The organism is Bordetella bronchiseptica (assembly GCF_900636925.1).
GTDB classification, from domain to species: Bacteria; Pseudomonadota; Gammaproteobacteria; order Burkholderiales; family Burkholderiaceae_B; genus Bordetella; species Bordetella pertussis.
In genome coordinates this window covers 1,148,616-1,161,112 of the sequence record NZ_LR134326.1, presented here as the reverse complement: position 1 = coordinate 1,161,112, position 12,497 = coordinate 1,148,616, and the positions used below count along the sequence as shown (strand labels likewise).

Sequence of the window (12,497 nt, the reverse complement as noted above, 5' to 3'; positions counted from 1 at the left end):
CATGTCTACGCCTAAACACGCCAAAGTCCTGATTCTGGGTTCCGGCCCCGCCGGTTACACCGCTGCCGTCTATGCGGCGCGCGCCAATCTCAGCCCCGCGCTCATCACCGGCCTGGCCCAGGGCGGCCAGCTGATGACCACCACGGAAGTCGACAACTGGCCCGCCGACGTGCAGGGCGTGCAGGGCCCCGACCTGATGCAGCGCTTCCTGCAGCACGCCGAGCGCTTCAACACCGAAATCCTGTTCGACCATATCGCCAAGGTCGACCTCTCCAGGCGTCCGTTCACCCTGACCGGCGACACCGGCAACCTGTACACCTGCGACGCGCTCATCATCGCGACCGGCGCCTCGGCCAAGTACCTGGGGCTGCCCAGCGAGCAGGCCTTCATGGGCCGCGGCGTATCGGGCTGCGCCACCTGCGACGGCTTTTTCTACCGCAACAAGGACGTCGTCGTGATCGGCGGCGGCAATACGGCGGTCGAAGAGGCGCTGTACCTGTCCAACATCTGCCGCAAGGTGACCCTGATCCACCGGCGCGACAAGTTCCGCGCCGAACCCATCCTGGTCGACAAGCTGATGGACAAGGTCGCCAATGGCAACATGGAACTGAAGCTGTTCCACACCCTGGACGAGGTGCTCGGCGACGATAGCGGCGTCACCGGCGTGCGCATCCGCAGCACCGAGACCGACGCCACCGAGGACCTGGACGTGGCCGGCTGCTTCGTCGCCATCGGCCATCAGCCCAATACCGGCATCTTCGAAGGCCAGCTCGAGATGAAGGACGGCTACATCATCACCAAGAGCGGCCTGTCGGGCATGGCCACCATGACCTCGGTGCCGGGCGTGTTCGCCGCCGGCGACGTGCAGGACCACGTATACCGCCAGGCCATCACCAGCGCCGGCACCGGCTGCATGGCGGCCCTGGACGCTCAGCGGTGGCTGGAGAATGCGGGGCAATAAGACGGGGCTGGCCGACCTGAAACGGCTGCACGAGCAAGTGCGCGAGACCCGGGCGCGGGCCGAGGCCGCCGAGCGCGAAGCGGCGGCCCGCGCGTCGGCCGCCGCCCCCGAGGCCGACGTCGCCGCGTTCCGGCGCGCGGTCCAGGCCGCCACGCCGCTCAAGCCCTCGGGCCGGCTCGCCAACCGCCGTCCCGATGCCACGCCGGCCACGGCCGCGGCCGTGGCGTCGCGCCGGGCCGCCGCGCTGGGCGAGGCGGCGCCGCGCGCCGATGCCGGCGTCTCCGATGCCAGCGATATCGGCGCCTTGCTGACCGACGGCGGCACGGCCTACGTGCGCGCCGGCGTCGCGCCCGACACCGCGCGCAACCTCAAGCGCGGCCAGTGGCGGGTGGGCGCCGAGCTCGACCTGCATGGCCTGCGCGTCGAACAGGCCCGCCATGCGGTGCTGTCGTTCCTGGACGAATGCCTCGAACACGGCATCCGCTGCGTGCGCATCGTGCACGGCAAAGGCTACGGCTCGCAGGGGCTGGAACCGGTGCTCAAGGACAAGGCCCGCACCTGGCTGGTGCAGAAGGCCGACGTCCTGGCGTTTTCCGAAGCGCCGGAGCGCGGCGGCGGCGCCGGCGCGCTGCTGGTGCTGCTGCGCCAGGCCGAAGCCGGAGGCAGGCCATGAACAGCTGGATCCATCTGTCGGTGGCCATCGTGGCCGAAATCATCGCCACCAGCGCCCTGAAAAGCTCGGAGGGCTTCACCCGCCTGCTCCCCTCGCTGGTCACCGTGGCGGGCTACGCGATCGCGTTCTACTTCCTGGCCCTCACGCTGCGGGTCATCCCGGTGGGGGTCGCCTACGCCATCTGGTCCGGCGTGGGCATCGTGCTGATCTCGCTGGTTGGCGCGCTGTTGTTCAAGCAGCACCTGGACCTGCCCGCCATCATCGGCATCGCGCTGATCCTGGCGGGCGTGGTGGTCATGAACGTGTTCTCGAAGTCCGTCGGCCACTGAAGGCGCGGCCGCGCTAGCGGCCGCCGGGCTCGCGCAGATAGTCGACCAGGGCCTCGGTGGCGGAGTCCGGGCGCGGCGTGAGCAACGACACCACGATAATCGTCAGGAACGCCATCGGCGCGCCGAACACGCCGGCGGCCACCGGCTGGATGCCCCACCACAGGTCCACCGGCTCGGCGCGCGTCACGCCGAACACCCATTCGCGCAGCCACGGATGGGTGTGCGCCATGTAGGCGAAGGTGGCGGCCAGCCCGGCAAACATGCCCAGCGTGGCGCCCCATTTGTTGGCGCGCCGCCAGAACACCCCCATCACCAGCGCGGGGAAGAACGACGACGCCGCGAACGAGAACGCCGCCGACACCATGAACAGGATGTCGGCCGGCTTGCGCGCGGCCACCCAGGCCGCGCCGAACGCGACCAGCAGCAGCAGGATCTTGGACACCATCACCCGCCGGCCGGCCGACATGCGCGGCGACACGACGCGGTACCAGGTATCGTGAGACAGCGAATTCGACAGCGTCAGCAGCAGCCCGTCGGCGGTGGACAGCGCCGCGGCCAGCCCGCCGGCGGCCACCAGGCCGGACACGACGTAGGGCAGCCCGCCGATCTCCGGCATGGCCAGCACCACCACATCGGCCCCCATGCTGATTTCGCCCAGCTGCACGATGCCGTCGCGGTTGACGTCGAGCACGTCCAGCAAATGGATGTCGACCGCGCTCCAGGCGTGCACCCACGATGGCAGGCTGAGGAAACTGGTGCCGACCACCTGCGTGTACACCTCGTACTTGACCAGCAGGGCCAGCGCCGGCGCCATGAAATACAGCAGGAGGATGAACAGCAGCGACCAGCACACCGAGCGGCGCGCCTCGCCCACCGATGGCGTGGTGTATGAGCGCATCAGTATGTGCGGCATGCCGGCCGTGCCCAGCATCAGGCACAGCACCAGCGCCAGGAAGTTGATGCGCATGTTCTCGCGCTCGCGCGGATCCTCGGCCGGAAACGGCTCCGCGTGCGGCACCGGCGGGGTGGCGCGCGCCTCGAAGGCGGCGCGCGCCTGCGACCAGAGCGTGCGCGCCTCCTCCACCGTGGCCGGGTAGCTGGCCAGCTCGCGCTCCAGCGAGCGGATCTCCACCATGGGCGCGTCGCTGGCGTTCAGTTGCGCCAGGCGGCCGCGCAGCCGGTCTTTCTCGTGCGCCAGCGAGTCGGGCAAGGCCCGCAGGCGCTCGTCCATCTCGTCGGCGCGGCTGCGCCACAACTGCCGCACCGCCCGCTCGCCCGGGTCGTGGGCCAGATAGACTTCCTTTTCGGTGATCTCCTGCAGCACCGTGCCGGCCGACAATTGCGGCACCGGCATGCCGGTATGCTTGACCGACAGCCAGACCACCGGCACCAGGTAGGCGATCACCAGGATGATGTACTGGCCGACCTGGGTCCACGTCACCGCGCGCATCCCGCCCAGGAACGAGCACACCAGCATGCCGCCCAGGGCCACGAAGATGCCCAGCTCGAACGAGATGCCGGTCAGGCGGGTGGTGATGATGCCCACGCCGTAGATTTGCGCCACCAGGTAGGTGAACGAGCACAGGATGGCGCAGAACACCCCCGCCAGGCGCGGCAGCTTGCCGCCGTAGCGCGCGCCCAGGTAATCGGGAATGGTGTACTGGCCGAATTTGCGCAGATAGGGCGCCAGCAGCAGCGCCACCAGCACATAGCCGCCCGTCCAGCCCATGATGTAGGCCAGCCCGCCGTAGCCGGTCAGGTACAGCGTGCCCGCCACGCCGATGAACGACGCCACGGACATCCAGTCGGCCGCCGTCGCCATGCCGTTGTAGAAGGCCGGCACGCGCCGGCCCGCGACGTAGTATTCGACCTGGTCGGAAGTCCGGCACACGATGCCGATGCAGGCGTACAGGCTGACCGTCACCAGCAGGAACACATAGCCGATCCAGCTGCGGGCCATGCCCATGAGCTCGGCCAGCGCCAGCAGCAGCACCAGCAGGATGAAGCCCAGCGTATACAGCGTGTAGATACGGCGCAGGCGCTGTTCGAATTCCTGGGGGGTATTGCCGGTAAAGGGCATCAGTCGTCCCGCCGGGTGCGCGAGCGGGCATCGAACCGGTTCATGACCAGCGCATAGATCACGATGAGGATCAAATAGGCCAGCGGGGCGCCATAGGCAGCCATCCAGAACGAGAAGGGCCAGCCGATGAAGTCGAAGGCAAGCTGGCGCGCGAAATAGGCCGGCACGAAGGTCAGCCCGGCCCAGCAGGCCAGCAGCAGCACGATCAGCCGCACATTGCGGCGCCAGTATGGCGCGGGGGACGGCTCGGATTTGACGCGGGATTCCGGCATGGCTTACCTGAATATCGCGAAACGCAGCACTTGAAAAGCCCTTCGTGCCGGTCGGCCTGTCAGCGACGGCTTTTTAAGCGACAACGGCTGGCCCGTGAGGTGCCAGCCGTTGTGCGTTTTGCTTTTTTTTGGGTACTGCTTCGCTTTCTATTTGTATACCGGTGCCGCCGGTTATGCCCATGCAGGGCTTTGTCTCCTCACCTGCATGGGACGAGATTCTGCACCATAAGCGGGCCGGCAACACTAGGGGAATGCCCTAAGAAGGCGCACGCATATGCATATAAAACGCACCAATATGGTGCAAAAAACCGTTTTCTGAGGCTTACATCGCCGATTTTCGCCAATTTTCGGTGAATTCGCCATCGAAATTGCCAAACGTGCACTTGTTTTTTTAAAAAGCGGTGAATCCACCAGCGCCCCACACGTGTGCATGGACGCCCGGCCGGCAAGGGGTTTTTTACGCCGCGTTTACGCCCAGCCTCGGAACATTTACCCCGTTTTTATCCGCCGATCCGTAACCTGCCAGCGTCCGCCGGTGCTCCGTGCACAACGCACCACCGGCCCAACCCCGCGGCCCCGCGCCCAAGGAGAACGCTACATGGATCTGGTTTACCTGGCCGTCTTTGCCGCCATGGCGGCCCTGACCGGCACGCAACTGCGCCTGTGCGCCCGACTGTTCGCGAGAGGCCGCCCATGACCGCGCTTTACTGGCTCGGCGGCCTGACGGCCGCGCTGCTCTTCGCCTACCTGGCCTACGCGCTGTTCAATCCGGAGAAATTCTGATGAACGCCGATTTCCTCGGTTTGCTGCTGCTGTACCTGGCGATCCTGCTGTGCGCCGCGCCGCTGCTCGGGCGCCACATCCGCCAGGCCATGAACGGCGAGCGCACCTGGCTCACCGCCTGGGGCCAGCCACTGGAGCGCGGACTCTACCGCCTGGCGGGGGTGGACCCCGCCGCCGAAATGGACTGGCGCCGCTATGCCGTGGCCATGCTGGTCTTCAACGTGCTGGGAGTGCTGGCCGTCTACGCCCTGCAACGCCTCCAGGGTTGGTTGCCGCTCAATCCCGCCGGGCTGCCGGGCGTCGCGCCCGACTCGGCGCTCAATACGGCCATCAGCTTCGTGACCAACACCAACTGGCAGGGCTACGCCGGCGAAAGCACGATGAGCTACCTGACGCAGATGCTGGCGCTGACGGTGCAGAACTTCGTTTCGGCCGCCACCGGCATCGCCGTGCTGATCGCCCTGGTACGCGGACTGGCCCGCCACAGCGCCGCCACGCTGGGCAATTTCTGGGCCGACCTGGTGCGCGCCACGCTGTACGTGCTGCTGCCGCTGTCGTTCATCCTGGCGCTGGCGCTGGTCAGCCAGGGCGTGGTGCAGAACCTGGACCCGTACGTCGAAGCGCAAACCGTGCAGGCGCAGCAGTACGAGACCGCGCGGCTGGACGCGCAGGGCCAGCCCATGACCGGACCAGCCGGCCAACCCCTGACCGACACCGTCGTCACCCGCGTGCAGACCCTGCCCATGGGCCCGGTCGCCTCGCAAGAGGCCATCAAGCTGCTGGGAACCAACGGCGGCGGCTTTTTCAACGCCAATTCCGCCCACCCGTACGAAAACCCCAACGCCTGGTCCAACCTGCTGGAAATGCTGGCGATTCTCCTGATCCCGGCGGCGCTGTGCTGGACCTTCGGCGAGATGGTCGGCAGCCGCCGGCAAGGCGTCGCCATCCTGGCGGCCATGACGGTGCTGTTTGCCGGATTCGCCGCCAGCGCGGCGTATTTCGAGCAGCAGCCCACGCCTGCCCTGCGCCAGGCCGAAGCGGCGCTGCTGGCCGACGGCGGCAATCTCGAAGGCAAGGAAGCCCGCTTCGGCGTGGCCGCCACGGCGCTGTTCGCCACCGTCACCACCGCGGCCTCGTGCGGCGCGGTCAATGGCATGCACGATTCATTCAGCGCCCTGGGCGGCGTCACGCCGCTGTTGCAGATGCAGCTGGGCGAGGTGATCTACGGCGGCGTGGGCTCGGGCCTGTACGGCATGCTGGCCTTCGCCATTCTCGCGGTGTTCATCGCCGGGCTGATGATAGGCCGCACGCCCGAGTACCTGGGCAAGAAGATCGAAGCCCTGGACATGCAGATGGTGGCCCTCGTGATCCTGGCCACGCCGGCGCTGGTGCTGGCGGGCACGGCCGTCGCCGTGCTGGCCGATGCGGGCAGGGCGGGCGTGCTCAATCCCGGCGCGCATGGTTTCTCGGAAATCCTGTACGCCATGTCGTCGGCCGCCAACAACAATGGCAGCGCGTTCGCCGGACTGTCGGCCAACACCCCTTTCTACAACGTCCTGCTGGGCCTGGCCATGTGGTTCGGCCGCTACACCATCATCGTCGCCATCCTGGCGCTGGCCGGCTCGCTGGCCGCCAAGCCGCGGCTGCCGGCCAGCGTCGGCGGCATGCCGACCACCGGCCCGCTGTTCGTCGCGCTGCTGGTCGGCGCCGTGCTGCTGGTCGGCGCCCTGACCTATGTGCCGGCGCTGGCGCTGGGCCCGGTGGCCGAACACCTGCAACCCTGACGCTTCCGAACCGAGAACGCTCCATGGCCAACTCCCCTACCCCCCTGTCCGCCCAGGCCGGCCTGCCGGCTGCAAGCCCCTCCCTGCCGGCGGCCACGCCGCATCGCGCGTTCGGCCTGTGGTCGCGCGCGCTGGCCGGCCCCGCCCTGCGCGACACCCTGCGCAAACTGTCGCCGGCCGCCCAGTTGCGCAACCCCGTCATGTTCGTCGTCTACGCCGGCAGCATCCTGACCACCCTGTTGTGGCTGCTGGCCCTGGCCGGCCTGGCCGAGGCCCCCGCGGGCTTCATCCTCGCCGTCGCGGCCGGCCTCTGGTTCACCGTGCTGTTCGCCAACTTCGCCGAGGCATTGGCCGAGGGGCGCGGCAGGCAGCAGGCCGCCGCCCTGCGCGGCTTGCGCACCACCATCGAGGCGCGGGTGCTGACAGGCTTTCGCGATAGCGACGCCGCCGCAGCACTGCCGCCGTACTGGCGCTCGCGCGCCACCTCGCGCCCCTCGGGCGCGCTGCGCAGGGACGACGTGGTCCTGATCGAAGCGGGCGAAACCGTGCCGGGCGACGGGCAGGTGATCGCCGGCATCGCCTCGGTCGACGAAAGCGCCATCACCGGCGAATCGGCGCCGGTGATCCGCGCGGCCGGCAGCGATTTCTGCTCGGTCACCGGCGGCACGCGCGTCCTGTCCGACTGGATCTTCGTGCGCATCGCGGCCGACCCTGGCGACAGCTTCCTCGACCGCATGATCGCCATGGTGGAAAGCGCCCGCCGCCAGAAAACCCCCAATGAGCTGGCGCTGACCATCCTGCTGGTGGGCCTGACGCTGGTGTTCCTGCTGGTCGTGGCCAGTCTGCTGCCGTTCTCGATGTACGCGGTGTCCGCCTCGGGCGCGGGGCAGGCTGTGTCGATCACCGTGCTGGTGGCCCTGCTGGTCTGCCTGATCCCCACCACCATCGGCGGCCTGCTGTCGGCCATCGGCGTGGCGGGCATGAGCCGCATGATGCGGGCCAACGTCATCGCCACCTCGGGGCGCGCGATCGAGGCGGCCGGCGATGTCAGCGTCCTGCTGCTGGACAAGACCGGCACGATCACGTTCGGCAATCGCCAGGCCGCGGCCTTCGTCCCCGCGCCGGGGGTATCCCCGGCGGTGCTGGCCGAGGCCGCGCGGCTGGCGTCGCTGGCCGACGAAACGCCCGAGGGCCGCAGCATCGTCGCCCTGGCCGAGCGCATCCTGGACACCCGCAGCGAGGCGCCCGCCGGCGCGCGCTTCGTGCCGTTCTCCGCCCAGTCGCGCATGAGCGGCGTGGACCTCGACGGCCGCCTTATCCGCAAGGGAGCGGCCGACGCCCTGGCACGCTGGCTGGGCGAAGGACAGGGCGGCCTGCCCGCCGCCGTGGCGCGCGACGTGGACGACGTGGCTCGCCGCGGCAGCACGCCCCTGGTGGTCGCCGAAGGCGGGCAGGCGCTGGGCGTGATCGAGCTCAAGGACATCGTCAAGCCCGGGATCCAGCCGCGCTTTGCCGCGTTGCGCCGCATGGGCATCAAGACGGTCATGATCACCGGCGACAACGCCCTGACCGCGGCCGCCATCGCCGCCGAGGCCGGCGTGGACGACTTCCTGGCCGAAGCCACCCCGCAAGCCAAGCTGGAACTGATCCGCGCCTGCCAGGCCGACGGCCATCTGGTGGCCATGACGGGCGACGGCACCAACGATGCGCCGGCGCTGGCCCAGGCCGACGTGGCGGTCGCCATGAACTCCGGCACGCAGGCCGCCAAGGAGGCCGGCAACATGGTGGACCTGGACTCCAACCCCACCAAGCTGATCGAAATCGTCGAAATCGGCAAGCAGATGCTGATGACGCGCGGCGCGCTCACCACCTTCAGCGTCGCCAACGACGTCGCCAAGTACTTCGCCATCATTCCCGCGGCATTCATGGCGGTGTACCCGCAGCTGGCGCAACTCAATGTGATGGGCCTGGCCACCCCCGCCTCGGCCATTCTTTCGGCCGTCATTTTCAACGCCCTGATCATCGTGGCCCTGATTCCGCTGGCGCTCAAGGGCGTGCGCTACCGCCCGCTCGGCGCGGCGGTGCTGCTGCGCCGCAACCTGCTGGTCTATGGACTGGGCGGGCTGCTGGCGCCCTTTGCCGGCATCAAACTGATCGACATGGCGCTGGCCGCCCTGGGCTGGACCTGACAAAAGGAGCATGACCATGCACCCTCCGCTTCCCCCCGCCGGGCGCCCCCTGCGCGCCGCCCTGGTGATCTTCCTGGCGCTGTCCGTGCTGGTCGGACTGCTTTATCCGCTGGCCACCACCGGCGTGGCCCGCCTGCTGTGGCCCTTCCAGGCCGGCGGCTCGCTGCTCGAGCAGGACGGCCGCGTGGTCGGCTCGGCGCTGATCGGCCAGTCGTTCACCGATCCGCGCTATTTCTGGGGCCGGCCATCGGCCACCGCGCCCATGCCCTACAACGCCGCCGCCTCGGGCGGATCGAACCTGGGCCCCGCCAACCCGGCGCTGGCGCAGGCCGTCCGGGCGCGCATCGCCGCCTTGCGGGCGGCCGATCCCGGCAATCCGGCGCCGATTCCGGTGGATCTCGCCACCGCTTCGGGCAGCGGCCTGGATCCGCACATCAGCCCGGCGGCGGCCGGCTACCAGGCCGCCCGCGTGGCGCGCGCCCGCGGCCTGCCCACCGCCACGGTGGAGCAGCTCATCGCCCGGCACACGGAACGCCCGGTGCCGGACATCCTGGGCGAACCGGTCGTCAATGTGCTGGCCCTCAACCTGGCGCTGGACCGCCTGCGCTGAAGCGGCGCGCGTATAGTATGCGTGCCGCCTGCGCGCGACCCTTCCCGACGCGACACACCCACCCCATGGCCGACCCCGGCAACGACCGCCTCGACCCCGACCGCCTGCTCCAGACCCTGGAGCAGGCGCAGTCCGACGCCCGGCGCGGGCGGCTGCGCATCTACTTCGGCGCCTGCGCCGGCGTAGGCAAGACCTATGCCATGCTGGCCGCGGCGCGCGCCCAGGCCGCGCAGGGCGTGGATGTCGTGGCGGGGCTGGTCGAAACCCACGGCCGCGCCGACACCGCCGCGCTGCTCGATACGCTGCCGGCCCTGCCCCTGCAGACGCTCGACTTCCAGGGACGCCGCCTGCGCGAATTCGACCTGCAGGCCGCCGTGGCGCGCCGGCCCCGCCTGCTGCTGCTCGACGAACTGGCGCACACCAACGCGCCCGGGGCGCGCCACGCCAAGCGCTGGCAGGACGTCGAGGAACTGCTGGCGGCCGGCATCGACGTCTGGACCACCCTCAACGTCCAGCACCTGGAAAGCCTGAACGAGGCGGTCGGCGGCATCACCGGAGTGCGCGTGCGCGAAACCGTGCCAGACTCGGTATTCGATGCCGCCGACGAGATCATCCTGGTGGACCTGTCGGCCGACGAATTGCTGCGCCGCCTGCGCGAGGGCCGGGTCTATGTGCCGGAACAGGCCCGCCACGCCAGCCGGCACTTCTTCCGCAAGGGCAATCTGATCGCCCTGCGCGAACTGGCGCTGCGCCGCACCGCCGAACACGTCGACGACGATGTGCGCGCGTACCGCCACGAACGCGCGATCGAGCCGGTCTGGCGCACGCGCGAGGCCGTGGTCGCCTGTATCGACGCCGACCCGCATGCCGAGCATGTGCTGCGCAGCGCGCACCGGCTGGCCCAGCAACTGGACTGCGAGTGGCATGCCATCACCATCGAGGCGCCGCGGGTCGCGCCCCTGCCGCGCGCCGGCCGGGCGCGGCTGGACCAGGCGCTGGCGCTGGCCGAGACGCTGGGCGCGCATGTCGAGACCGTGGCCGGCACCGACATGGTCGACGCCGCGACCCGCTACATGCGCCGCCACAACATCACCAAGGCCGTGGTCGGACGCGACGCGTGGCGCCGCCGCGGCCTGTCGGGCCTGCTGGATGCCGCCCTGACGCCGGGCCGGCTGCTGCGCCGGCGCAGCTTCGCCGATGCCCTGGCGTCGGCCTGCCCGGAAGCGGACATCGTGCGGGTCGGCGCGCCGTCGGCGGCCACGGCCGCGCCACGGCGCGACCCGCGTTCGTGGCGCAACGCTTCCGCGCCCGCCGGCCACGCCGCCGCCGGCGCCTATCTGTGGGCCCTGGCCTATTGCGCGGCGGCCACCCTGGCCTCGCGCCTGGCCTTTCCGGCTCTGCACCAGACCAATATCGTCATGATCTTCCTGCTGGCGGTCGTGGCGGCGGCCCTGCGCCACGGACGCGGGCCGGCGGCGCTGGCCTCGGTGGTCAGCGTCGCGCTGTTCGATTTCTTCTTCGTGCAGCCATTGGCCTCGTTCGCCGTCTCGGACGTGCAGTACCTGCTGACGTTCGCGGTCCTGCTGACGGTCGGGCTGCTGATCGGCCAGCTGACCGCCGGCTTGCGCCAGCAGGCCCGGGCCGCCGCCAGGCGCGAGGCCGATGCGCGCGGCCTTTACGAATTCGCGCGGGAGCTGTCCGCGGCCCTGCAGCCGGAGCAAATCGCCGGCGCGGCCTCGGCATTCCTGAACGCCGCGTTCGGCGCCCGCGGCGCCCTCTACATACTGGGCCTGGACGACCGGCTGCGGCTGGCGCCCGGCGCTGGCGACGCGGCGCTCGAACCCGCGCTGGCGCAATGGGCCTTCGACCACGGCCAGGCCTGCGGCGCCGGCACCGACACCCTGTCGAACAGCCCCGTGCTGTACCTGCCCCTGCGCGCGCCCATGCGGGTGCGCGGCGTGCTGGCCCTGCACCACGCCGGCCCGCCGCTCTACAGCGCGGCGCCGGCGCGCCGCCAGCTCGACGCCTACGCCACCCTGATCGCCATCGCCATCGAACGGCTGCACTATGTGGAAGTCGCCCAGCAGGCGCTGCTCAGTATCGAATCCGAACGCCTGCGCAACGCCCTGCTGGCGGCGGTCTCGCACGATCTGCGCACGCCGCTGACCAGCTTGCTCGGCATGGCCGAGACCCTGCAGCGCTCGCCCGCCGCCATGACGCCGGCCGCGCTCGAAACCGTGGCCGCCATGCAGGACCAGGCGCGGCGCATGCACGCGCTGGTCGTCAACCTGCTGGACATGGCGCGGCTGCAAAGCCACGATGCGCCGCTGCGGCGCCAATGGCAATCGGTCGAGGAACTGGTGGGCTCGGCCCTGGCGGCCATGAACGCCGCGCTGCAGGATCGCCCCGTCACGGTCGCGCCGCTTTCTGCCCTGCCGCTGGTGGAATGCGATGGCATCCTGATCGAACGGGTGCTGTGCAACCTGCTGGAAAATGCCGCCAAATACACGCCGCCCGGCAGTGCCATCCACATCGACGCCCTGGCCGACGCCCATACCCTGCAGGTACGGGTGGCCGATGACGGGGCGGGCGTCGCGCAGGCCGACCGCCAGCGGATCTTCGAGAAATTCGCGCGCGGCCAGCGCGAGTCGGCCACCCCCGGCGCAGGCCTCGGGCTGGCGGTATGCCGCGCCATCCTGGACGCCCACCAGGGCCGCATCTGGGTCGAGCCGGCCCGGCGCCTGCGCGGCGCCTGCTTCGTCTTCGCGCTGCCGCTGACCCCGCCGCCGGCCGTGCCCCCCGAACCCGCCTGACCC

10 protein-coding genes are annotated in these 12,497 nt (G+C 70.0%); 8 read left to right on the top strand and 2 right to left on the bottom strand.

Going from position 1 to position 12,497, the window contains the following annotated elements; genetic code table 11:
* Window position 1 precedes the first annotated feature (1 nt).
* The 3 genes from trxB to EL288_RS05485 are packed head-to-tail and all read left to right on the top strand — an operon-like array spanning window position 2 to window position 1,963.
* Entirely contained in the window at window positions 2-961 is a 960-nt protein-coding gene (trxB, locus tag EL288_RS05495) for a thioredoxin-disulfide reductase (protein ID WP_003821203.1), read from the top strand.
* Window positions 948-1,634, top strand: a complete 687-nt coding sequence (locus EL288_RS05490; RefSeq protein WP_010929073.1) for a Smr/MutS family protein — start codon at window positions 948-950, stop codon at window positions 1,632-1,634. The genes trxB and EL288_RS05490 overlap by 14 nt, the downstream gene beginning before the upstream one ends.
* On the top strand, window positions 1,631-1,963 hold the full coding sequence (locus tag EL288_RS05485) for an SMR family transporter (protein WP_003814037.1): 333 nt from the start codon (window positions 1,631-1,633) through the stop codon (window positions 1,961-1,963). The genes EL288_RS05490 and EL288_RS05485 overlap by 4 nt, the downstream gene beginning before the upstream one ends.
* Before the next feature lie 13 nt (window positions 1,964-1,976).
* Here EL288_RS05485 and EL288_RS05480 read toward each other — a convergent pair whose 3' ends face one another.
* Window positions 1,977-4,043 carry a sodium:solute symporter family protein gene (locus tag EL288_RS05480; RefSeq protein WP_003814040.1) on the bottom strand — a complete coding sequence of 689 codons (2,067 nt, stop codon included), beginning with the start codon at window positions 4,041-4,043 and terminating at the stop codon, window positions 1,977-1,979.
* Window positions 4,043-4,315, bottom strand: coding sequence for a DUF4212 domain-containing protein (locus EL288_RS05475; protein ID WP_003814042.1), 273 nt, complete (start codon window positions 4,313-4,315; stop codon window positions 4,043-4,045). Before EL288_RS05475 ends, EL288_RS05480 begins: the two co-directional genes overlap by 1 nt.
* Window positions 4,316-5,008: 693 nt before the next feature.
* Here EL288_RS05475 and kdpF point away from each other — a divergent pair.
* The 5 genes from kdpF to EL288_RS05450 all read left to right on the top strand — a co-directional run bounded on the left by kdpF (window position 5,009) and on the right by EL288_RS05450 (window position 12,494).
* Window positions 5,009-5,098, top strand: a complete 90-nt coding sequence (kdpF, locus tag EL288_RS05470; RefSeq protein WP_017685545.1) for a K(+)-transporting ATPase subunit F — start codon at window positions 5,009-5,011, stop codon at window positions 5,096-5,098.
* Complete coding sequence (kdpA, locus tag EL288_RS05465) at window positions 5,098-6,882, top strand: potassium-transporting ATPase subunit KdpA (RefSeq protein WP_003814045.1); 1,785 nt, start codon at window positions 5,098-5,100, stop codon at window positions 6,880-6,882. Before kdpF ends, kdpA begins: the two co-directional genes overlap by 1 nt.
* Before the next feature lie 23 nt (window positions 6,883-6,905).
* Window positions 6,906-9,071, top strand: coding sequence for a potassium-transporting ATPase subunit KdpB (kdpB, locus tag EL288_RS05460; protein WP_010926987.1), 2,166 nt, complete (start codon window positions 6,906-6,908; stop codon window positions 9,069-9,071).
* Window positions 9,072-9,081: 10 nt separating this feature from the next.
* Window positions 9,082-9,681, top strand: coding sequence for a potassium-transporting ATPase subunit KdpC (gene kdpC / locus EL288_RS05455; protein WP_003814050.1), 600 nt, complete (start codon window positions 9,082-9,084; stop codon window positions 9,679-9,681).
* 65 nt (window positions 9,682-9,746) lie between these two features.
* Window positions 9,747-12,494, top strand: a complete 2,748-nt coding sequence (locus EL288_RS05450) for a sensor histidine kinase (RefSeq protein ID WP_268746252.1) — start codon at window positions 9,747-9,749, stop codon at window positions 12,492-12,494.
* The last annotated feature ends 3 nt before the right edge of the window (window positions 12,495-12,497 follow it).